At 51.2% G+C, this 22,657-nt stretch carries 16 protein-coding genes; 2 read left to right on the top strand and 14 right to left on the bottom strand.

What is annotated here, in order from left to right; genetic code table 11:
• From NBH16_RS08745 to NBH16_RS08810, 14 genes are all read right to left on the bottom strand, one after another.
• Entirely contained in the window at positions 1 to 4,311 is a 4,311-nt protein-coding gene (locus NBH16_RS08745) for a CusA/CzcA family heavy metal efflux RND transporter (protein WP_250788377.1), read from the bottom strand.
• Positions 4,312 to 4,525: 214 nt separating this feature from the next.
• Complete coding sequence (gene dapA, locus NBH16_RS08750; protein WP_005857419.1) at positions 4,526 to 5,419, bottom strand: 4-hydroxy-tetrahydrodipicolinate synthase; 894 nt, start codon at positions 5,417 to 5,419, stop codon at positions 4,526 to 4,528.
• 52 nt (positions 5,420 to 5,471) lie between these two features.
• The gene (locus tag NBH16_RS08755; RefSeq protein ID WP_036612725.1) at positions 5,472 to 5,993 is read right to left on the bottom strand and encodes a DUF6913 domain-containing protein; all 522 of its coding nucleotides are present in this window, start codon (positions 5,991 to 5,993) and stop codon (positions 5,472 to 5,474) included.
• Entirely contained in the window at positions 5,994 to 7,988 is a 1,995-nt protein-coding gene (gene ligA / locus NBH16_RS08760) for an NAD-dependent DNA ligase LigA (protein ID WP_005862787.1), read from the bottom strand.
• Between the two features lies 1 nt (position 7,989).
• The gene (locus NBH16_RS08765) at positions 7,990 to 8,973 is read right to left on the bottom strand and encodes a PCMD domain-containing protein (protein WP_005857426.1); all 984 of its coding nucleotides are present in this window, start codon (positions 8,971 to 8,973) and stop codon (positions 7,990 to 7,992) included.
• A gap of 35 nt (positions 8,974 to 9,008) precedes the next feature.
• Entirely contained in the window at positions 9,009 to 10,112 is a 1,104-nt protein-coding gene (locus NBH16_RS08770) for a cholesterol-responsive sulfotransferase (protein ID WP_005857428.1), read from the bottom strand.
• Between the two features lie 3 nt (positions 10,113 to 10,115).
• On the bottom strand, positions 10,116 to 11,558 hold the full coding sequence (gene cysN, locus NBH16_RS08775; RefSeq protein WP_057319475.1) for a sulfate adenylyltransferase subunit CysN: 1,443 nt from the start codon (positions 11,556 to 11,558) through the stop codon (positions 10,116 to 10,118).
• A 12-nt stretch (positions 11,559 to 11,570) separates the two neighbouring features.
• Entirely contained in the window at positions 11,571 to 12,479 is a 909-nt protein-coding gene (gene cysD, locus NBH16_RS08780) for a sulfate adenylyltransferase subunit CysD (protein ID WP_121962094.1), read from the bottom strand.
• Positions 12,480 to 12,487: 8 nt separating this feature from the next.
• The gene (cysC, locus tag NBH16_RS08785) at positions 12,488 to 13,099 is read right to left on the bottom strand and encodes an adenylyl-sulfate kinase (protein WP_005857434.1); all 612 of its coding nucleotides are present in this window, start codon (positions 13,097 to 13,099) and stop codon (positions 12,488 to 12,490) included.
• Positions 13,087 to 14,640, bottom strand: coding sequence for an SLC13 family permease (locus tag NBH16_RS08790; protein WP_250788379.1), 1,554 nt, complete (start codon positions 14,638 to 14,640; stop codon positions 13,087 to 13,089). Before NBH16_RS08790 ends, cysC begins: the two co-directional genes overlap by 13 nt.
• A gap of 246 nt (positions 14,641 to 14,886) precedes the next feature.
• A complete protein-coding gene (gene cysQ / locus NBH16_RS08795) occupies positions 14,887 to 15,696 on the bottom strand; it encodes a 3'(2'),5'-bisphosphate nucleotidase CysQ (protein ID WP_036612678.1) in 810 nt (269 codons plus the stop codon).
• A 52-nt stretch (positions 15,697 to 15,748) separates the two neighbouring features.
• Positions 15,749 to 17,044, bottom strand: a complete 1,296-nt coding sequence (locus tag NBH16_RS08800) for a TolC family protein (protein WP_005857439.1) — start codon at positions 17,042 to 17,044, stop codon at positions 15,749 to 15,751.
• 42 nt (positions 17,045 to 17,086) lie between these two features.
• Positions 17,087 to 20,167: an efflux RND transporter permease subunit gene (locus tag NBH16_RS08805; RefSeq protein WP_250788381.1), complete on the bottom strand. Its 3,081-nt coding sequence runs from the start codon at positions 20,165 to 20,167 to the stop codon at positions 17,087 to 17,089.
• Positions 20,164 to 21,195 carry an efflux RND transporter periplasmic adaptor subunit gene (locus NBH16_RS08810; RefSeq protein ID WP_121962091.1) on the bottom strand — a complete coding sequence of 344 codons (1,032 nt, stop codon included), beginning with the start codon at positions 21,193 to 21,195 and terminating at the stop codon, positions 20,164 to 20,166. Before NBH16_RS08810 ends, NBH16_RS08805 begins: the two co-directional genes overlap by 4 nt.
• Before the next feature lie 145 nt (positions 21,196 to 21,340).
• Here NBH16_RS08810 and NBH16_RS08815 point away from each other — a divergent pair, with 145 nt between their 5' ends.
• Both NBH16_RS08815 and NBH16_RS08820 read left to right on the top strand, forming a co-directional pair.
• Positions 21,341 to 22,219, top strand: coding sequence for a helix-turn-helix domain-containing protein (locus NBH16_RS08815; protein WP_250788383.1), 879 nt, complete (start codon positions 21,341 to 21,343; stop codon positions 22,217 to 22,219).
• A 58-nt stretch (positions 22,220 to 22,277) separates the two neighbouring features.
• Positions 22,278 to 22,592 (top strand): nucleotidyltransferase domain-containing protein, encoded by a 315-nt coding sequence (locus tag NBH16_RS08820; protein ID WP_005862799.1) that lies wholly within the window; start codon positions 22,278 to 22,280, stop codon positions 22,590 to 22,592.
• Positions 22,593 to 22,657 lie beyond the last annotated feature (65 nt).

The raw sequence follows: 22,657 nt of genomic DNA on the forward strand, positions 1-22,657 counted from the left end.
TTATCTACTATACAACTCCAACTCAAGCGCCGATATATTATAGGCATATACGGCCTCGATATATCCCCGCCGGATCTCCCGGGCGGCGTTCAGGCTTTGAACAAACTGCGTGATATCTGTCTCGCTCTCTTTGAACTGTACCGTCGCGCTCTTCAACAAAGCATCCGCTTCCGGTAAAGCGCCGGTCGTATAATAGCGGATATGCTCTCCTTCCTTACGAAGCGCGACGCTCAACTCCTCCACCTTATTGTTCAATTGACGGATGTTACTCTCCGCTTCCGTGCGGGCGATATAGGAATCGATCTTCGCTTGCCTTACCCGGCTATGCTGCGGGAAGAACAATACCGGGAACGAGATCCCGACCATCCAAGAGTCCAGACCGCTCAACGGGGCTATTTTCTGACGCACATATCCTACCGATAGTTCCGGGAAGAAACGGCTTCGTTCGATACGAAGCATGGCTTTCTTCTCATCGGCCACGCTCCGGAAATAATTCAAATGGATATCGGACGGAGCGATCTCGGCTACGCGAGCGGGGAATAAAACCAATGTCGTATCCATAGGCAGTAATGGGGAATCCGAATAACAAGTCCAAGAGAAACGACGGGTAGCCAATTGCAACTCCTCTTCCGCCTGCGACAAACGGGTTTGCAGATCGGCTACCAAGGTAGATGACATATTCCGCTCCAATAGCGTGATATCCCCTTGCTCATAACGCAACTGACTTGCCTTTCGCAAACGTCCGGCCCACTCGATCTGCTCTTTATACAAGGCACATAGATGAAAGGCATATTGATAATAAGCCCATGCCCGTTTTACCTCGGCCGTAATCTCCTTCTTCACCAAGTCCCGGTAATATTCTCCCGTGGTGACTTGACGGTTCACCAAGGCGTTCTTATAAAATGGGGTCAATAGAGAGCCTAAGGATTGCGTGATCTCCATCTGATTGTCGTTTCGTGTCTCACCGTTGATCTGCCCCCATGAATAATTAAAGGTGGTCGGTGACACCTCCCAGCTCTCTCCCCGTGAAGCACGACTACGTTCAATGGATGCCGTGGCAGTCTTCAGGCGAGGATGATTCTCCAAGGCGATCGTCACGGCTTCTTCCAACGACACCGTCTGTTGGGCATGCGTGGGGAATAAGATACCTAAAAAAAGAAGAAACGGCAATAGGCGCTTCAACCAGCGTTGGCGCTTCCAAGCGGCCGAGCTATTTACCAACCGATAAAATACCGGGATAATAATCAACGTCAAGATCGTGGAGACAATCAAGCCTCCGATCACGACCGTCGCTAACGGACGTTGCACCTCCGCGCCCGCGGACTTCGCTATCGCCATCGGCACGAATCCTAGAGAAGCTACCAAGCCGGTCAAGAATACGGGGCGAAGTAGATGCGGACATCCTTTCGCGAGGATACGATTCGTTGTCATTTGATATTTAGTTTGTTTTCGTAAGTTATTAAAATGATTAATCATTAATATACCATTCAAAACCGCTACGCCAAACAAGGCGATAAAGCCGACCCCCGCCGATATACTGAAAGGCAACCCTCGTAACCAAAGGGCCAGAATACCCCCGATCAAGGATAACGGGACGGTAGAAAATACCACCAGCGAGTAGGTAACACTCTTAAAGGCAAAGAACAATAGCAATAAGATCAATGACAAGGCGACCGGTATCACGATCGTAAGCGTATCGATCGCATTCTGCAAGTTCTCGAACTGGCCGCCATACTCAAAGTAGTATCCCGGTTCCAGCTTGATATGCTTGTCAAGGGTTTCTTGAATAGTACGCACGACTTTCTGGATATCAGCGTCACGGACATTCACCCCGATCACGATACGGCGTTTCGTGGCATCCCGGTTAATCTGTAGAGGCCCGTTGACCAGCTCGATCGTAGCGACCTCGCTAACCGGGATCTGGATTCCCTCGGCAGTCCGTACAAAGAGCTTATCCAAATTCAGATCTGCCACTTTATCGTTATCCAGACGAAGCACCAAGTCGAAACGTCGCTCATTCTCGAAAACGACACCCGCCGCCTCTCCCGCATAAGCCGTACGGATGATCGTGTTCAACTCCTCTATATTCATCCCGTAACGGGCGATCTTGGCACGGTCGTAGTGTACGACCAATTGCGGCAGCCCCATCGCCTGCTCCACGATCACATCGGCGGCTCCCGGTACTTGCTCCACGAAAAGAGAGGCTTCCTTCGCCTTCTTATAAAGCTCCGCCATATCCTCTCCATATAGCTTGATCGCGATATCCGCCTTGGCCCCCGTCATCAATTCATTGAAGCGAAGCTGGATCGGCTGGCTGAAATTAAACTCCGCCCCCGTAATCGGTTCCAAGGAGGCCTTCATCTTCTCCACCATCTCCGCACGGCTGGAGGCCGAGGTCCATTCCTTGAAAGGTTTCATCACGATCATGATATCCGCGTCTTCCACCGCCATCGGGTCGGTCGGAACCTCGGCCGTTCCGATCTTGGCTACCACATGCTTGATCTCCGGGAAATTCTTCATCAAGGTCTCTTCCGCTTGCTTCGATAGCTCGATACTATGCGTCAGGGAACTACCGGCGGGAAGCGTCATCTGCATGGCGAAATCCCCCTCATCCAGCGTAGGGATAAACTCCGCCCCTAACCTCGTGAATAAGAAAAGGGACACAGCCAGAGCCGCGAAAGAACAAGCGATCGTTCCCCAGATATGACGCAAGCAGAAATGAAGCGTACGCCTGTAAACCCCGTTTAATTTCCCGAAGAAACGATCGGCGAATGTAGGCTTCGAAGAGATCGTACGCTTTAGGAACAGGGAGGCCATTATCGGCACGTAGGTGAGCGAAAGGATCAAAGCTCCGATAATACAAAATACCAAGGTCTTCGCCATGGGGGTAAAATACTTGCCCTCTATCCCGGTCAGCGTAAGTAGCGGGAAGAAGACGATCAAAATGATCAATACGGCAAAGGTAGCGCTCCGGGCGACATGACCGGCTCCGGCCTCGACCTCCCGGTCCATCTCCTCGGCAGAGAGCGTACGCCCCATCAACCGCCTCGAATAGATATGCGCCAATATCCCCTCCAATATAACGATCGATCCATCGACCACGATACCGAAATCGATGGCCCCCAAACTCATCAGGTTGGCGGAGACCCCGAAAACACGCATCAAGATAAAAGCGAAAAGCATCGCCAACGGGATCACGGAAGCCACGATCAAACCGGCCCGCACATTCCCCAAGAAGATGATCAATACGATAAAGACGATCAACGCTCCCTCTATCAAGTTACGGATCACGGTGGATATATTTCGGTCTACCAATTCGGAACGATTCAAATAAGGTTCTACACGAACACCTTCCGGCAACATTTTCTGTACCCTTTCGACCCGTGCCTCCAGTTCCTTGGTCACGACATTGGCGTTCGCACCCTTCAACATCATGGCGATACCGCCCACGCACTCTCCCTCGCCATCCTTTGTCATGGCGCCAAAACGCTTGGCGGAACCAAAGCGAACCGAACCGACATCGCTTATATGAATCGGTATCCCTCCACGGTTCGTGATCACAATGCGCTCGATGTCCTTTATCTTGCCGATCATTCCCTCGCTACGGATGTAGTAAGCCTTATTGATTTTCTCGATATAACTGCCCCCTGTATTCTGGTTATTCCGGTTGAGTGCCTCGAACACCTCGCCGATCGTAATATTCAAGGAATAAAGGGCATCCGGATCTACCGCTACCTCATACTGTTTCAGATAGCCGCCAAAGCTATTGATCTCCACGATACCCGGTATACCGCTCAGTTGCCGTTTCACGATCCAGTCCTGAATGGTACGGAGTTCCATGGCGTCGTATTTCTCCTCATAACCGAGCTCCACTCTCAATACATATTGATAAATCTCGCCCAAGCCGGTCGTGATAGGCATCAGCTCCGGCGTACCCAGTTCCGTGGGGATTTCTCCCGCCACGGTTTGTATCTGCTCGTTTATAAGTTGGCGGGCATCCAAGGTAGGCACGCTTTCCTTAAACACGACCGTTACCAATGACAGGCCAAAGCGGGAAACGGAGCGGATCTCTTCCACGTTCATGATATTACTCATCGCTATCTCGATAGGCATGGTGATCAATTGCTCTACCTCTTGCGGGGCCAAGGTTGGCGATACCGTCACGATTTGCACTTGATTGTTCGTTATATCCGGTACGGCATCTATCGGTAAAGTCATCATGGCATAGATTCCCCCCAGAAGCAGAAACAAGGTTGTCAACCCAACGAATAGTTTCTTCTGAATAGAAAAATGGACAATCGCTTTAAACATCACTTCATTTATTTAATATAATGGTTACAAAAATAAAAGGTAAGCGTTTGCCTGCCCGACATAAAATAATGAAGTGACCGAAATCAAGGTTGAAGTATCGGTATGAGGAGTTGGAGCATATCTATAGAAAAAGGCTTCACATGCCCTCTATGACACATGAAGCCCCTTTTGTTATCCTATATAAATAATAAGAATCGTTGCCGTTAAAAGCGGATCAGCACTTAATGCTCAACTGTCGCAACACCTCACGGATCTTCTCATACGTGACGATACGTGTAGGAACCAAAGGCAAACGAAGCTTATTCTCGATAAAGCCCATCATATTCAGCATACTCTTCGCTCCGGCAGGATTTCCATCCACGAACAACAGGCTGAACAGCTCCGTGAAGCTATGATGGATCGTACGTGCGCTATCATAATCACCCGCCAAGGCCAGACGTACCATACGGCTAAACTCACGAGGGAAGGCGTTACCGATCACGGAGATCACTCCCACCGCACCTAATGTCATTAAAGGGAAAGTAATACCATCGTCACCGGAGATCACGTTGAAACGGGCCGGCTTGTTCTTGATGATATCATCCATCTGGGTGATATTGCCGGAAGCCTCTTTCACGGCGATCACGTTATCGAACTCACGGGCGATACGAAGCGTAGTCTCGGCCGTCATGTTCACGCCCGTACGCCCCGGTACGTTATAGAGTACGATCGGTAAATGAGTAGCGTTGGCGATCGCCTTGTAATGCTGGTAAATCCCTTCTTGGGAAGGCTTATTATAATAAGGTACGACCGAGAGGATAGCGTCGATACCCTCGAAATTATCGGTCTTCAACTTCTCGACAACCGACCGTGTACAATTACCTCCCACGCCTAATACGATAGGGATACGGCCCCGTACACGAGTCACTACCAAGCTTATAATGTTTTTCTTTTCTTCTTCCGTAAGTGTAGGGGTTTCCGCTGTAGTTCCCAGCACTACCAAATAATCCGTACCGTTCTGCACCTGATAATCCACCAGCTTGCCTAACGCCTCGTAATCTACACTCTCATCTTCCTTGAATGGCGTGATCAACGCCACACCCATTCCTTTTAAATTTATGTCTGCCATGGGGAAAATATTCCTTTTTGTTATTTAGCACTGCAAAAATAAGGAAATTATATCATTTAGCACGGATGGAACGCAAATAAAATAATATCTGTCCGAATAAATACTGAATATCGTCCTTATCTGTTACAGTCAAGCCTAAGTCGTACCATTCTTGGCCCGGATACTTAATCCCGACCTTGAAGGCGGATGGATGCCGGAGAGCGATGTATTGCAAGGCATAACAACCCGGCCGGGTGATATCGATCAGGATATCCGCCTTGAGAGCGCCCACCTTTTTCAAGACACTATCGGAAGGGAATCCCCACGCATTGAGATCGTTCTTTATATGTACAGGAATATTGGAATCGTCGAAAGGAATATCCGCTCCTCCGGACGGCACATATACACACGTCTTGATGTCCTTCTTCGCCTTGCGCAAAGGCTCCAAGGCCCTCATGACGTCCTCGTGATCCTCTATATTATACAAGACCAAAAGCGAACGTGCCTCATCCAAGGAAAGGGAACGATGCGGACGCCCCCCGGCATCCGACACTAAAGCCTGTATCTTCTTCTTGATAAAATAATTCGTAAACATTTATTCCAGCATATTTAAGAACGCATCCTCGTTGATAATCTTCACACCCAGCTTCGCCGCTTTCTCCAGCTTGGCCGGTCCCATATTCTCGCCGGCAAGGATATAATCGGTCTTCCCCGAGACGGAGCCGCTATTCTTGCCGCCATGTTGCTCAATCATCGCCTTATACTCGTCACGTGAATGCTTGGAAAATGTCCCGCTGATCACGATCGTCAATCCTTTCAACTTCTCGGAACGGTTCGCCAATTGCTCTTCGGAAACCGCCATCCGCAAGCCCTGTTCCTTTAATCGGTTCACCAACGTACGGTTCTTCTCGTCCGAGAAATAACTCAATACACTTTGGGCGATCCGCTCGCCGATCTCGTCCACGGCTACCAAATCCTCTAAGGACGCCTGCTCCAATGCCTCGATCGAGTGGAAAGCCGAGACCAAGCGTTTAGCGACCGTCTCTCCCACGAAACGAATCCCCAGACCGAACAAGACCCTCTCAAAAGGAACTTGCTTGGATTCCTCCAGACTCGACATCAGATTCCGGGCGCTCTTCTCCGCCCACCGTTCCAGACGCAATAAATCGGCAACCGTCAACGTATATAAGTCCGCCGAGTCTTTTACATAACCGGCGTTGTACAAATCCTCCACCGTTTCCGGGCCTATATTGATATTCATCGCCTTCCGGGTCACGAAATGCTCTATACGCCCCTTGATCTGAGGAGGACAGCCCGACTCGTTCGGACAGTAATGCGCCGCCTCTCCCTCCGGACGCACCAAAGGAGTCCCGCACTCCGGACACACACGGATAAAGCGGACCTTATCCCCCATCAGCATCGAACGAGCCTCCACGTTCACTCCCACGATCTTCGGGATGATCTCCCCGCCTTTCTCCACATACACTTGGTCGCCGATATGCAAGTCAAGCCCCTCGATAATATCGGCGTTATGCAGGGAAGCCCGCTTCACCACCGTCCCCGCCAACAATACGGGCTCGAGGTTCGCCACCGGAGTGACCGTCCCCGTCCGTCCCACTTGGAAAGAGACCGAGTTCAAGCGAGTCTCGGCACGCTCCGCCTGAAACTTATAAGCGATCGCCCAGCGAGGGCTTTTCGACGTAAAACCTAAGTTCCTCTGCTGACGAAGCGAGTTTACCTTCAACACGATTCCATCCGTCGCCACGGGCAGGTTCTTACGTTCCACATCCCAATATGCGATATAATCGAATATATCCTGTAGGCTCTGGCATTTGCGGATCACGTCCGGAATCTTAAAACCCCATGCGCGAGCCGCCTGCAAATTCTCATAATGCCCTTCGGCCGGCAGGTTCTCACCCAATAAATAATAGAAATAAGCATCCAGCTTACGGGAGGCCACGATAGCCGGGTTCTGCTGTTTCAACGTACCGGAAGCGGCATTGCGAGGATTGGCGAACAAGGGTTCCTCCTGCTCCTCCCGTTCCTTATTCAAGCGATCAAACTCCGCCCAAGGCAGCAATACCTCGCCACGGATCTCGAACTCCTCCGGAAAATCAGAGCCCCGGAGTCTTAATGGAACCGAACGGATGGTCTTGATATTCGCCGTCACGTCATCACCACGAGTACCGTCGCCACGGGTCACGGCACGCGTCAAGCGTCCTTTCTCATAGGTCAAAGAGATAGAAGTACCATCATATTTAAGCTCCGCCACAATCTCGAAAGGCTCATTCAAGGAGCGGACCGTACGATCATAAAAATCTCGGATCTCATCCTCGGAGTACGTATTACCCAACGAAAGCATCGGATATTTATGTACTACTTGCTCAAACTCTTTCGAGAGGTCGCTCCCCACTCGCCGAGTCGGGGAATCCGGATCGGCGAACTCGGGATGCGCCGCCTCCAGTTCCTGCAACTCTTTCATCATCTTATCAAACTCAAAGTCTGATATTGTCGGTGCCGAAAGCACATAATAATTATAATTATGCCGCTCCAGCTCATCACGCAGGGCTTTTATCTTTGCTTCGACCATATTAGTATATTAATTCTACGTTGTCTATCCAAAACGTATTTCCCGGAGAGCCGATATAGGCCCCTCCGTGGCTGGAGGTGAACTGCAACACCATATGCGTAGGTGCCTCGCCCGGCTCCGCCCAGCCTACCTCTTGGATAGGAACGCTTTTTCCTTTACTATTTAACGTATAACGTTCCTCTACTTGTATACGCATATACGGTTTATATTCGGGCTTGGATGTTATATTTCCATAAAGGATCGGGTAAGTAGCGTCATTTACCCAATCAGGGGTAGATTCCGTATAGCGTTGCACCATCGTACCGACCCGCTTGGAATAAACATTCCCTTCCTCGTCTTCCCATCGTTTCTGCAACAACAAGATCACCGCCAAGGAATCCTGCCCGGCCACCGTACTCTTACGGCTGAACCCCGTACTACGTACCCGATTCTTCTCGGGAGCGGCTTTCACCTTATAATCAAACCGCAACGCTTTCGGCTTCTTGGAGAAAGGCACTCCTGATTGTAACATCGCTTGGGGGTTCTTTGTTCCCTTGATCGGCTCATGCACCGTACCCAAGAAAACGGAGCCGGCGGCGATCACCTCGATATCCACCAAACCGAAAACCTTCACGCTCTCATAACGGGTCTCCATGCGGGCGCACATCCCATCCCCCCGTTTCTCCGGGAAAACAGACGTATTGGTTTTCACCACTCCCGCCACTTTCGCCATCACGTTGGAAGTAGCCCACGGAGAACCGCCCATATTACGAAACGCCGTATTACCGACAATCGTATCCGAGGGCCCCAGCTCATAAAGCCATTTCGTATTTCCCCCGATAATGCCAGACTCATGAATCTCACGGACAATCCAATTATCCATGTCTCCATAAGCGAAGGGCACCACATTCTCCGATGTCACCCCATCCCCGTCCGCGAGAACCACGGACAAAGGCATACAAGCGATTGCCAAAAATAACGCTTTCTTTCTTAAACTCAAACCCATCCCTCTATCAATTTAATACCTATCTAACCCTTTATTTATAAGCTATAGCCCCATTCCTTCAAGGCCATGCCCCAATTTTCCTCTACGAGCCGGACCGTACGATCCTCGTACTTGTATTGGTTCTTCTTGTAGCCCTTCTTCTTGCCCAGATACTTCTCTATATCCGCCTTAGACTCCTTAAAGCCGGGTAAGTTTAATGACCCGTAAATATTTTCCGTCATGGCGAAAGCGTCTTTCTCGAAATCCTCGAACTTCACTTCCACCAGATTGCCTTCCGGTATCAGGTGCTTCTCTTCCTCGTACTTATAGAAAAGACGGCGATATACCTCGATGAAGTTCGCCTCGATCTGCTCGTTCGTGATATCCTGCAAACGCAATGGCTGGATCGTATTCGTAAAGAAACTGCGGGTACTCTCGAATACCGTATACGGATTTCGCTTCAAGTAGATGAACTTAGCGTTCGGGAACATCTCCAGCAATGTCTTCACACGCCCCGTATGCGGTGGGTTCTTGCTCAAATACTGCGTACCGTTCGTATTCCAGAGGGAAACCTTAACCAGACGCATGAAAGTATCCATGAAGATCCGCCGCTCCTCCTCCGTGATATCGTTAAACAATAAGTAACGATCGCAATACTCCATCCAGCGTTTCGGGAAGAACCAGAAATTATAATACGTATAAGGCATCATGTTCGACAAGGCGAACTCCTCCTCTTGCGGAAGATCCACCTTCAACTCCATATTATCGGTCGGACGCTTATCCGGCATCAAGAAAGCCATGTTCTTCTTGAAGAAAGGCTGCCCCCAGAGCATCAGGTGCGGGAATACCGTCTGGTACGTCGTGGTATAACCGAAATGCTTATCGCAGGCGAAGATGTTATGTACAAAGGTCGTACCACTCCGCCAATGCCCCAAGATAAACAAGGGGTCCATCTCCAGCGGCTTATCGGCCAATTTCTTGAACCGGCTATCCTCGATCGGCTTCAAGGCGCTCAACAGGCGGCAAACACCGGTCGTAAGGCGATACTTCCCCTTAAAGCCCTTGTCTATCTGCTGCCGGGCCGTCACCTTTCTGAACGTATCCCAATCCGCCCCGACCAACGTATTGATCGGTAGCTTATCAAACTCCAACAATCCCATATCCTATCGTTTTTCCGTTATACATTTCACAGATACGCCCTGCCGGCCCAACTCCTCACAAACCTTACGGACCGCCTCATAGTGCTCCTCTCCGATTCCCATCTCCGGGAGGTTCAAGGTAGCCAAAGCGTCTTCCGTCACCATATCTTTAGCGTCCACACGGTCGATGATCATACCCACGGCGGACGTATTATTCGTAATCGGATCGATCAAGATAAACGAGCCGGTCTGCTTATTCCTCCTATACGGATCGAAGAACAACTCCTTGCCGGTAGTAAATACCACACGGCCGATCTCGTTCAGCTCCAGATGATCCACGGAAGATTGCTCCATCGTGTTCACGTTCACCTTATAGCGGATACTATCCACACGGGCACGTGTCGTATGAGTGGTCTGCTTGATGTAGAACTGCTTGTTCACGTCCATGGCTTCCTCATCCATCCACACCAGCATGGCCTCGAAATTACGGTCGCGGATCGGCAAGTTATCCGGGTGCACCAGCATCTCCCCACGGGAGATATCGATCTCGTCCTCCAAGGTGATCGTAATACATTGAGGAGGGAAAGCCTGCTCCAACTCACCCTCGTAGGTGACGATGCTCTTTACCTTCGAGGTCTTCCCGGAAGGCAACGCCATCACCGTATCTCCCTTACGCACGATACCGCTGGCCACCTTGCCGCTAAACCCACGGAAATCCAGATTCGGGCGCAACACGTATTGCACCGGATAACGGAAGTCCTCGTAGTTACGATCCAAGTCGATAGGCACGTTCTCCAGATAATCCAATAAAGACGTACCCTCGTACCAAGGCGTGCGATCACTCTTCTCCACCACGTTATCGCCATCCAAGGCCGATAAGGGGATATACGTGATATCCGGGATATCCAGCGGCTCCACGAAACGTTTATAATCCGCCACGATCCGGTCGAACGTATCCTTGTCGAAGTCCACCAAGTCCATCTTATTCACGGCCAGTACCACATGCTTGATCCCCAGCAAAGATACCAGATAGGTGTGACGGCAAGTTTGCGTGATCACGCCCGTGCGGGCATCCACCAAGATGATCGCCAGATTCGCCGTGGAACCACCCGTGATCATATTCCGGGTGTACTGCTCGTGCCCCGGGGTGTCGGCGATGATGAACTTACGGTTGTTCGTGCTGAAATAACGGTAAGCCACATCGATCGTGATACCTTGCTCACGCTCGGCCTTCAAGCCATCCAGCAACAAAGCGTAGTCGATATGCTCGCCGGCGTTGCCCATACGCTTGCTGTCACGCTCCAAGGCATCCAACTGATCCTCGTATATTTTCTTACTATCAAACAGCAATCGGCCTATCAAGGTCGATTTGCCATCATCCACCGAGCCGGCGGTCAAGAATCTCAGCAGGTCCTTCTGCTCGTCCTTATCTAGGAATTCCTTTATATTTAATTTTGTATCTGCCATGTCTCTTCTGTGTTAAAAATACCCTTCCCGTTTCTTCTGCTCCATACTAGCGTCTTGATCGAAGTCGATCACACGGGTCGTACGCTCGCTCTTCGTCGTGGTCATCATCTCCTCCACGATTTTCTCGATCGTATCCGCCTCGCTCTCCACGGCGCCGGTCAGCGGCCAGCAGCCCAACGTACGGAAACGGACCATACGCATACGGATCTGGTCCCGGTATTGCTCCGGCAAGCGGTCGTCGTCCGCCATGATCAAATTACCGTCGATCTCCACGCACGGACGCTCCTTGGCGAAATACAGGGGAACGATCGGGATATTCTCCAGACGGATATATTGCCAGATATCCAGCTCCGTCCAGTTCGATAGCGGAAATACACGGATGCTCTCGCCCTTATGCACACGGGCGTTATAGATATCCCACAACTCCGGGCGCTGGTTCTTCGGGTCCCATTGATGGAACTTATCGCGGAACGAGAAGATACGTTCCTTCGCACGGCTCTTCTCCTCGTCACGCCGGGCGCCGCCGAAAGCGGCGTCGAACTTATATTTATCCAAGCCACGAAGCAAGGCCTGCGTCTTCATCAAGTCCGTATGCACCTTGCTTCCATGCGTGAACGGGCCCACGCCCGCGTGGAAAGCCTCCATATTAGACTCCACGATCAAGTTCCAGCCGAATTTCTTCGCGTAAGAATCACGGAACTCTATCATCTCCTTAAACTTCCATTTCGAATCGATGTGCATCAACGGGAAAGGAACCTTACCCGGAGCGAAAGCCTTCTCGGCCAGACGGACCATCACGGAAGAATCCTTCCCGATGGAATAAAGCATAACAGGATTCTCGAACTCGGCGGCTACCTCACGGATGATGTGGATAGACTCGGCCTCCAGCTCCTGTAAATGACTTAACTTGTAATCAGACATATCTTTTTTCAGTGTTTAATTTCTACTTTCGGTACGATCAACTCCAACAACCGGTTCACGGATTGCTCCACGCTCAATACGGAGGTATCCAAGGACAGGTCCGGACGCTCCGGTGCCTCGAACGGGGCGGAAACCCCGGTAAACTCCTTGATCTCGCCTTTCCGGGCCTTGGCATACAGGCCTTTCACGTCACGGCGTTCGCACTCGGCGAGCGGCGTACTTACGTAAACCTCCAAGAAATCCGCTTTACCGATGATAGCGGACGCCATCTCTCTCAACTCATTGTTCGGGCTGATAAAAGCCGCTATGGTTATAACACCCGTATCGACAAACAGTTTACCCACCTCGGCGATCCGGCGTATATTCTCCACCCGGTCCTCCGGCGAGAACCCGAGATTATTGTTGATACCACTACGGATATTATCCCCGTCGAGGATGCGGCAAAGCAATCCCCGTTTATGCAACTCACGCTCCAAAGCGATAGCGATCGTGCTTTTCCCCGAGCCACTCAAACCCGTGAACCACACCATCACGCCCCTTTGCCCCAAAAGCGCCTCTTTATCCTCACGACCCAGCATACGGTCGAAAATCGGATAGATATTATTTTCTAAAACTTCCATATCATAGGTATTACAAACACGGAGATCAAGAACGTGATCAAGTTCAAGGGCAAGCCCACCTTCACGAAATCCGTGAACTTATAGCCTCCCACGCCTTGTACGATCAGGTTGGTCTGGTAGCCGATCGGCGTACTGAAACTAGCCGACGCCGCCATACAGATCACGACAAAGAATGGGGTCGGATCAACGCCTAATTGCGTAGCTACCGACAAAGCGATCGGGAAGCTCAATGCCGCCGCAGCGTTATTCGTGATCAACTCCGTAAATATATTGGTAATAATAAATAGAATCGCCAGCAACGCATACGGCCCCAAATTGTCGGCCATACCGATTATATGGCGGGCTATCATGGAGGCAAAGCCGGAATTCTCCATGGCCTTGCTGATAGCGAAAGCGCAAGCGATCGTTATCAAGATATCCCAAGAAATGTATTTCGTGTATTTTTTAGGCGGGAAAAGCTTCGTCCACGCCATGATGATTGTCGTAATACAGACAAAGAAGAACATATCCAAGCGCATACTTGGAACGGCCTCTTTCACGACTGGCAACTCTCCTACCGTCGCCCCCGTAATCATAAAGATCAACAGTCCTAAAGCCAGCCAACGTTTCTTCCTCGATACCGGCTCCGTTGCCTCATTACCATTCGCCAACATCAAGAAGACACTAGACTCACCCCATGTAGGGATAAAAGAATCGTCCGCCCACAACACCAAGGTATCGCCCTCATGCAATACCACCGTATCCAGATTACGGGTAAAACGCTGTCCGCCGCTTTTCACCTCTTTCACGATCGCCCCGTAATGGCGGGTAAAGTTAAACTCTCCCAAGGTCTTGTTGATACCCGGGAAGCGTGCGCCCAGCACGGCCTCCACCCGGTGGAAATTCCCGGGATTCTCATCCTCCCCGTCTTCGGATACCGTATCCGTCCTCGAGTCCGGAAGCAGCTTGTTCGAGAAAGCGAACAAATATAAAATACCGGCGATAGCGATAAAAATACCGACTTTCCCCAGCTCAAACATCGTAAAGCCCTCATATCCCGCCTCCAGAATCATGCCGTGCACCACCAGATTCGTAGAAGTACCGATCAAGGTACATATACCGCCCAATATCGTGACATACGAGAGAGGGATCAAGAATTTCGTGGCCGGAAGCTTCACCGCCTCTGCCCATCGCTTGATGATCGGGGCGAAAATAACCACCACCGGCGTATTATTCAGGAACGCCGACACGAAAGCTACGGGCGGGAGCATCCTCGCCTGCGCCTTGAAGACGGTGGTCTTCCCCTCGGGAAGCAGTTTCTTGATCAATTGGCCTAAAGCCCCGCTCTGCCGCACTCCCTCACTGACAAGGAAGAGCATGGCTACGGTTATCATCCCTTTATTGCTAAAGCCCTCCAGCATCTCCTTGGGAGTAAGAATGCCTACGCAGAGAAAAAACACGACCACTGTCAGAAGAACCATTCCCGGCCGCATCTTATCCCATACCAAGGCTGCGATCATGCCGATCAGGGCCAGCAACACAAACACTATATCAAAATTCATGTATTTACTTTTAAGAGCGCAAAAATAATAAGAATACTCAAGTGCGCACTCCTTTCGCTAACCTATTTTTAGGATTATATGGGATATAGACCAATAATGATTGATTCTGGGCCAACTTATATTCTTACAAGGTAGTCTTCTAAATTTCGTTCATAACCAAATAAACAAGAATGCATTGTACGGCTTGTAGAGACGGAGCATGCTCCGTCTCCCACCGCTGACAATAACTTAAAATACACATCCCCCTCACTTCACGATAAACCACGGATTATGCAAATCTTCCTTGTTATAGCGAAGCGGGGTCTTGCCGTCGATATGATATATGTCGCAACCGGCAGACTTGGCGATGGCGTGGCCGGCGGCGGTATCCCACTCCATCGTCGGGGCGAAACGGGGATAGATATCGGCCGAGCCTTCCGCTACCAGACAAATCTTCAGGCTGCTGCCGCTACTGATCAACGTAACGGGCTTTCCCTGCTTGCGGAGATTATCGATGAAAGCGGTGGTCTCCTCCGTTTGGTGAGACCGGGACGCCACTACCACGACTCCTTGATGCGCCAGCGCCATCGGCAAATGTATCGCCCGCTGCTTCATCTCGTCCATCGAGGGCTGGCTACTGCTATCGATTCCCGTAAACTTATAAGCACCCACAGAGGAGGAGGCGAAATACAACTCCTTCCGGACGGGCACATAAATGACGCCCAACACGGGCACACCTTTCTCCACCAAGGCGATATTCACGGTAAACTCGCCGTTTTTCTTGATAAACTCTTTGGTACCGTCCAGCGGGTCCACGATCCACAGCGTCTCCCATTTGGAGCGCTCCTTGAACGGGATCTCCTTTCCTTCCTCGCTTAAGACCGGAAACGGGGTAACGGACAAAGCGTTTGTTATCAATCGATGGGCCGCCTTATCCGCCTTTGTCAACGGCGAGTTGTCTGCTTTTCTCTCTATCCCGAAGTCTGATTCGGGGTCGTTATAGATATCCATGATCGACTTGCCTGCGTCTACCGCGGCACGGATCGCTATGTAAAGATAATTGGCGTAGCTCATCATCACTTCTCGTTTTATTATTTGTTAATAAGCAAATATATGGAAAAAAAACAAATTAACGCCCTGTCGCCTGTAAATATTCCGTACGTTTGATCAAATAAGCCGTATAATCACCCGTATACTGGTCACGGCTTTGCTGGAGGAGCGATTGGGCGTCCAGAAGATCGCTCAGCGTAACCGTGCCCGCCTTATAATAGTCCGTATTAAGGCGGACATTCTCCTCGGCCGTCGCTATGGACTCCTCCGAGAGCTTGACTTGCTTATAAGACTCCTCCAGCTCGTTCCAAAGCTTCCGCATTTGCACCAACAGAAGCTCATTGGCGTTTTGGCGGGAATACTCGGCCGCCTTCACCTGAAGCTTTTGCTTCCGGATGGCGTGCGAGCCGCCCCACCAATCACTGATCGGAATCGCTACGGTAGCGAAAACCATGCCGAACGGACGGTCCTTATCCAGTAAGTTGTGATACATATACCCGGCTCCGATCCCCACGGTGGGCAAGTATTGCCCAACCTTCAGCTTTTGTTGAAGACGGGCGGCCTCCACGTTCTTCTCCAGCAATTTATAAGAGAGTGTCGTAGGGAGCGCCTCCTCATGGCTCACCCGGTAAAGCTCCGGGGAGGGCACCTCGGCGGGCAGCGTGAAATCGATCTCGAAATCATCTTCCCCGATACCGATATATTGAGCCAGCACCATCTTGGAAAGGCGCAAGCCGTTCTCCACCCGCAGGCGGTCGCTCGCCACGCCGTTCTTTTTCAACTGGACTTGCAGTAGGTCATTACGAGTCGTCACGCCGGCGCCGACCGCTACCTCCACATCCTTATAAAGACTCCCCACCAAGGATTCCACGATCTCGATCGTCCTTAATTTCTCGTGAAGGGAGATCCATTGCCAGTAATACCGCTCCACCGTCAGGGCTACCTCATCCTCGGATTGGCGCATCTGGTAACGGCTCACCTCGAGCGCCAAGTCGGCCAGCTTATTGCCGTTCACGATCTGTCCGCCGGCGAACACGGGCTGGATAGCGGTCACCCCACCCAGCAAGCCGTCATCCATCATCGACAACTCGAGAAGGCCCGGTATCACGCTCATATCCATCATCCCGTGGTTCGCCTTAAAAGCTGTTCCCACGGCGCTGACATTCGGGAAGTATTTCGTAAAGGCCTCCTTTTTTCCTTCCCTCGCCCCTTCTACGTCCAAACGGGCGTTCTTCATCTTCGCGTTATTCTCCAAAGCCATTTCCCGGCATTCTTCCAGCGATAATGTCCGCTGGGCGCTCACGGTCCCCACGCATAAGACGAGGGAACCGACGATGCCATATATCCATCTTTTTATCATCTCTTTTTTCCGCATATATTCATTCCTATATTATATCCTAATCCACATCCGTATCATTCATTTATTCCCGAATATCTTCCAATAGAAAACAGGCAGGATGATGACCGCCAAGATCATCGAGAAGACCGTTCCCGAGCAGATCACCACACCCATCGGCATCCAAAGGGAACTGCCGCTGATGATCATGGGAACCACGCCCACGGCCGTTGTAGCCGAGGTCAGGAAGATCGGGAGCATGCGTCGCCGGCCGGCGTCGAAGGCGGCATCCCTCGGGCTATAATGCTTATGGAGCCGCAAGTCTTGCGCATGCTCGAATATCAAGATAGCGTTTCGCACCACGATACCGATCAAGCTGATAACGCCCAAGACGCACGTCAAGCTGAAATCGATATGGAACGCCCACAAGCCCAGCGCCGCCCCGAACAAGGTGAGCAGCAACGAGGACAGGGCCGCCAACGCCAAGCCGATCTTCTTGAAATTGACCAACAGGAAGAAGAAAACAATGATCACGGCGATCGCCAAGCCCTGCATCAGCGGGTTCATCGTCTCGAAATCCAGCTCCTTGGCTCCACCGTACTCGTACGTCACGCCCTCGGGCAAGGTCGGGATAATATGGCTTTCCATGACTCGCTCGATCCGTTTCTGCATAGCGTTCTGGTTGGTCCCCCGGGTTACCTCGGCGAAGACGCTCAAGGTACGCACGCCGTTGCGACGGACGATCTGCCCCTCATTCCAGCCTCCCTCGATCGTGGAGACTTGCCGGAGCGGGACGCTCACGCCGGGGACGATGGTGGGAAGATACTGGTCGCCGACCTTATCGAACGCGTCACCCTCCCCTTTCTTATCGGATCTCAGCTGGATCGGCAAAGCGTAATCGCCTTCCCAGAGGGAGCCAACCGAGAGGCCGTCGTAACGGATCGCCAGATCGGCCGAGGCCATCGCCTTCGTGATCCCGAGGCGGGAGGCTTCCACTGGGTCCAATCGAACCCGTACGTCGGGTAAGGCCTCCTCATAATTGGTGTGTACCCAGACCAAGCCGTCCATCTCACGCAACACGGCCATCAAGGAATCCCCGGCCTGCTTCAACCGGGCGATATCGTCTCCCATGAAACGGACCTCTAAAGGAGAGGATACGTTTTGGTAATCCAGTTGCTTGAACTTCACGTAAGCGTCGGGGAAATAATCGGCGTAGCGGTCCGTATAATCATCCAACACGCTACGGGTGGCCTCTACCGAGGCGGTGTTGACAATGAACTGGGCGTAATTCTTCCCGGCCAAGTTCGGGGCGTAGGTAGCTTGGAAACGGGGCGAGGAAGTTCCGATAAAGGAGGTGACGGACAGGATGCGCTCATCTTCCGACAACAGCTTATAGAGACTATCGCTCACGGCGGCGGTACGGTCCAGCGAGGTTCCCTGCGGGAGATAGATCTCGACGGCGAACTGATCCCGGTCGGCTATCGGCATCATACGCTGGCTCAGTTGAGTGATCATCAGGATCGCCAAGGCAACCGTCAGGATGCCTAGACCGATCGTGGCTTTCGGGAAACGGAAAGTCCACGTCAGCGCCCTCGTATAGACGGCCTGTACGGTATCCAGCAGATTGAACCTCTTCTTTCCCTTATTCTCCCGCCCGGACTTCAATCCCTTCTTGATCAAGACCCGCTCCAGCAGCGGGATAAAGACCATCGCCACCGCCAGCGACACCATGAGGGAGATGGAAAGCGTCCAAGGGAAGAAGGTCACGAAATCCAACATCTGCCCCGTCATCGTGAAAAGCAACGGGAAAAAGATCACGCAAATACACAGCGTAGCCAACAAAATCGAGCTGAAATAGTTCTTGGCGCTATAGACGGCGGCGTACCAACGGGAATAGCCCTTGTCCAGATATTCCAGATAGGCGTCTATCACGATGATGGAGTTATCCACGATCATGCCCAATACCACGATCAAGGCGGCCAGCGTCACCGTATTCAGCGGGATGCCGCAAGCGTACATGACACCGATCGAGATAAAGACACTGATCGGGATGGAAGTAGCCGCAACCAATGCCGAGCGGAAAGGGAAGAGTACCATCATCACCAAGATCACGACCACGATGGACACAAACAAATCCCGCACGAAGGAACTTACCGAGTCTCCCACCACCTTCGGCTGGTCGGCGATCCGGCGGATCGAGACACTCTCGGGAAGATCCCGCTCGAAAGCGTGCAATACCTCGTCTACCTCCTTTCCGTATCGTACGATATTATGGCCCTCACGCATCTCCATGGAAAGGATGATCGCTTTCTTGCCGTTGTTCGTTATATAGCTATCCGGCTCGGGATATTCCCGCACGATACGGGCCACGTCTTTCAAGCGGATCATATGCCCGTCGGCATCGGCCAGCAGGATCTGCTCGCCTACCTCCCGCTCCGAGGGATAGGTCACGGAAAGGTGGATGGGAATGTCCAAGCCGCCATTCTCCAAGGAGCCGGAGGCGGTGGTAAAGCCTTGGGTGAACAAGGTTGTCATCAGCATACGGGTATCTAGGCCGTAAGCGGCTAGCTTGTCTGGATCCAAGTAGACCGAGATCTGCTCGTTTTGTACCCCGTAACGGCGCAGGTTGGATACGGACTCGATCCGGCGCAGGCGGTCTTCCAGCGTCTCCATGTATCGCTGCAATTCCCGGTAGGTCTTGTCTTCCGATTCCAAGGTGATCAATAAGGCGGAAGTATCGCCGAAATCATCATTCGCGATGACGGCGAGTACGCCCGAGGGCAGTTGCGACTTGAAGTTCTGCAAGCCGAGCTTGATCTTCGACCAGACCTCGTCTTTATTGTTCACGTCGTCGTTCAGCTCCACCATCACGTACACCATTCCATCCCTTGACATGGAGTACGTCTTTTTCTTCTTTACCTCCTTGAAGGTAAACAGGTATCTCTCCAAAGGCTTGGCCAACTGCTCCTCCACCTCTCCGGAAGTCGCCCCGGGGTAAACACCCACGACCACGCCTTGGCGGATGGTGAACTCCGGGAATTCCTGTTTCGGCATGTCCACCAAACCCCAAATACCCAACCCGACCAGCACGGTAATCACCAGCAACGTGATCTGGTAATGACGCATGGTCCATTCGATCACTCCGTTTTTACGTTCTCTCATAACGCACGCACTCTCATGCCCTCACTGATTTTCTGGTAACCGCCTATCACGACGATATCCCCCTCGTTCAACCCTTCCAGAATAAACAAGCCTTGCTCCGTCAAGTCGCCCGTCCGTACGGGCGTAGCTTTCGCCTCTCCGTCTACGATCTTCCAGACGAAACGCCCCCCGTCGTTCGCTATCAGCACGGCGTTGTTCGGCAAGGCGATAGCCGGCACGGATTCCTCTCCCGACAAGCGTACATCGCAAACCATGCCGGGCAACAAAGCGCCAGACGGGTTCTCCAGCCGGATCTTCGCCTCGTAAGTATGGGAGATAGGGTTGGCCACGATGCCTTTCTCCGTCACTTTCCCCTCAAAACATTGTCCGCCCAGAGCGGCTACCTTTATCATAGCGGCTTGATCGCCGAGCGTGGCGACCTCATTCTCCGGGACGGCGATCTTCACGTTTACCGTCTCTATCCTTAACAAGGAGAAAACCGGTTGCCCGGGCTGCACGTTCTCTCCCGCCTCAACCATGCGCTTGCCGATAACGCCGCCGAACGGGGCATACAGGTTCCGGTCCTCAAGGTTTTTCCTCGAGATTCGCTCCATGGAACGGGCCTGTTCCAATTTGCTCTCCACCTCTACCCATTTCATATCCGGCAGGCTCTTATTCTCGTGCAAGGTTCTCATGCGGGCATAGGCGTCCTCCGCTTGTCGCAAGGAAGCGGCCGAGGCGTTATAGGCGTTTTCCAGCGTCGCCTTGTCTAACACCGCTAGTAGTTGGCCCTCACGGACCTTCTGCCCCTCGCCCACCAATACTCGCTCTACATTACCCATCACCTGAAAACTAATCGAGGAGGATACGACCTCCTCTACCGTTCCCACGTAATTCCTTGTATCCGCCGGAACGGTCTTCGCTACCTTCACGATCTCCACCGGGATCTCTTTGCTATCCCGTCCCTCTTTTTGACTGCCCGAGCATCCGGACATCACGAACACGACGGATAATAATCCTCCATAAACAATGCCTTTCATCCTTTTCATATCCTATGATTTATTATACCGCGAAGATGATGAGTTTATCCACTCCAAAGAAGTTCCGTTTTGCAACCAAATTGTCCTATTTGACACATTTCAATTGGATTATTCTATTATTTCACTAATTTTATCGCCCAAACAAGAATAAATTATGAACGTAACAGATCTACCTCAAGCTTGTATCTCTCTTATCGAGAACGTACCCGGCATAGACTTTATCGACGAGGATTTCGCCATATTCGATAACATCGACGATATTCCCTCGCTCGACCATCCGATGCGAATAGACGCCGTCGTATTCGCGCTTTGCACGAAAGGCTTCATACGTATACGGATCAATATGGAGGAATATGTCGTAGGGGAAAACCATCTCGTATTGTCCTTGCCCGATCAGATCATCCAACACGTGGAACGTAGCGAGGACGTGGCCGGGATCTTCATCGTCATCTCCAAGAATTTCATGGAGGAGATCATTCCTCATATACAGAATACCTTGCCGGCGTTCTTCTACATCAAGGAGCATCCGGTCACCGAGTTGAATGCCGAGGAGATAGGTTGTATCAAGGAATATCATTCTTTCCTCTGGAAGAAAGTGAAAGCGAAAGGGCATCCTTACCGGAAAGAGATTGCCCAGAGCTTATTGTTGGCGGTATTCCACGAGGTTTACGGCATGTTTAAGAATCATATGCCGATCGAGGTGAAGAAGAGCCGGCAAGAGGAGTTGTTCGCAGCGTTCATACAAACGCTCGCCTTACATCATAAGCAGGAACGATCGGTAGCTTTCTACGCCGGGAAATTATGTGTGACTCCCAAATATTTATCTCTTTTGGTAAAGAACGTTAGCAACCGTACGGCCGGGGAATGGATCGATAATTACGTTGTCTTGGAGGCGAAGGCGTTATTATCCTCCTCCACCCTTTCCATCCAAGAGATATCAGACCGGCTAAACTTCGCCAACCAATCCTTCTTCGGTAAATACTTCAAGCAACACGTCGGGATATCGCCTACGGAGTATCGGAAGAAATGGTAATAATCAGAAAAATAATTATCTTTGTCTCACGACAGAAGTCATTTAATGAAAAGATAAAATGAAACGAACAGAAATTATAGATCAGATAAAAGATATCATGCGCCGGATAGCTCCCACGGCACAAACTATCTTATTCGGTTCGGAAGCACGTGGAGACGCTCGGATTGATAGCGATATCGACTTACTCATCTTGATAGACGGAGAGAAAATGACTTTGGAACGAGAGGAAGAAATTACTTTACCCTTGTATGAGCTGGAACTAAAGACTGGCGTAAATATCAGCCCCATCGTCATGTTAAGAAAACTCTGGGAAAACCGTCCCTTTAAAACTCCTTTCTATATTAATGTTATAAACGAAGGTATTATATTATGAAAGAGATCCTAGATGAAGAAAGTAAGAACGCATTGATTAACTATCGAATCCAACGTGCTTATGAG

The sequence above is a fragment of the Parabacteroides sp. Y3-G-102 genome, from assembly GCF_023656845.1.
Lineage (GTDB): Bacteria > Bacteroidota > Bacteroidia > Bacteroidales > Tannerellaceae > Parabacteroides > Parabacteroides distasonis.

Bases quoted from the DNA above. Each gene is read 5' to 3' on its own strand.
- NBH16_RS08765 (WP_005857426.1), bottom strand. From the start codon at position 8,973: ATGGGTTTGAGTTTAAGAAAGAAAGCGTTATTTTTGGCAATCGCTTGT.
- ligA (WP_005862787.1), bottom strand. From the start codon at position 7,988: ATGGTCGAAGCAAAGATAAAAGCCCTGCGTGATGAGCTGGAGCGGCAT.
- dapA (WP_005857419.1), bottom strand. From the start codon at position 5,419: ATGGCAGACATAAATTTAAAAGGAATGGGTGTGGCGTTGATCACGCCA.
- NBH16_RS08770 (WP_005857428.1), bottom strand. From the start codon at position 10,112: ATGGGATTGTTGGAGTTTGATAAGCTACCGATCAATACGTTGGTCGGG.
- NBH16_RS08810 (WP_121962091.1), bottom strand. From the start codon at position 21,195: ATGAAAAGGATGAAAGGCATTGTTTATGGAGGATTATTATCCGTCGTG.
- NBH16_RS08800 (WP_005857439.1), bottom strand. From the start codon at position 17,044: ATGCGGAAAAAAGAGATGATAAAAAGATGGATATATGGCATCGTCGGT.
- cysC (WP_005857434.1), bottom strand. From the start codon at position 13,099: ATGGAAGTTTTAGAAAATAATATCTATCCGATTTTCGACCGTATGCTG.
- NBH16_RS08745 (WP_250788377.1), bottom strand. From the start codon at position 4,311: ATGTTTAAAGCGATTGTCCATTTTTCTATTCAGAAGAAACTATTCGTT.
- cysQ (WP_036612678.1), bottom strand. From the start codon at position 15,696: ATGATGAGCTACGCCAATTATCTTTACATAGCGATCCGTGCCGCGGTA.
- NBH16_RS08820 (WP_005862799.1), top strand. From the start codon at position 22,278: ATGAAACGAACAGAAATTATAGATCAGATAAAAGATATCATGCGCCGG.
- NBH16_RS08790 (WP_250788379.1), bottom strand. From the start codon at position 14,640: ATGAATTTTGATATAGTGTTTGTGTTGCTGGCCCTGATCGGCATGATC.
- cysN (WP_057319475.1), bottom strand. From the start codon at position 11,558: ATGGCAGATACAAAATTAAATATAAAGGAATTCCTAGATAAGGACGAG.
- cysD (WP_121962094.1), bottom strand. From the start codon at position 12,479: ATGTCTGATTACAAGTTAAGTCATTTACAGGAGCTGGAGGCCGAGTCT.
- NBH16_RS08755 (WP_036612725.1), bottom strand. From the start codon at position 5,993: ATGTTTACGAATTATTTTATCAAGAAGAAGATACAGGCTTTAGTGTCG.
- NBH16_RS08805 (WP_250788381.1), bottom strand. From the start codon at position 20,167: ATGAGAGAACGTAAAAACGGAGTGATCGAATGGACCATGCGTCATTAC.
- NBH16_RS08815 (WP_250788383.1), top strand. From the start codon at position 21,341: ATGAACGTAACAGATCTACCTCAAGCTTGTATCTCTCTTATCGAGAAC.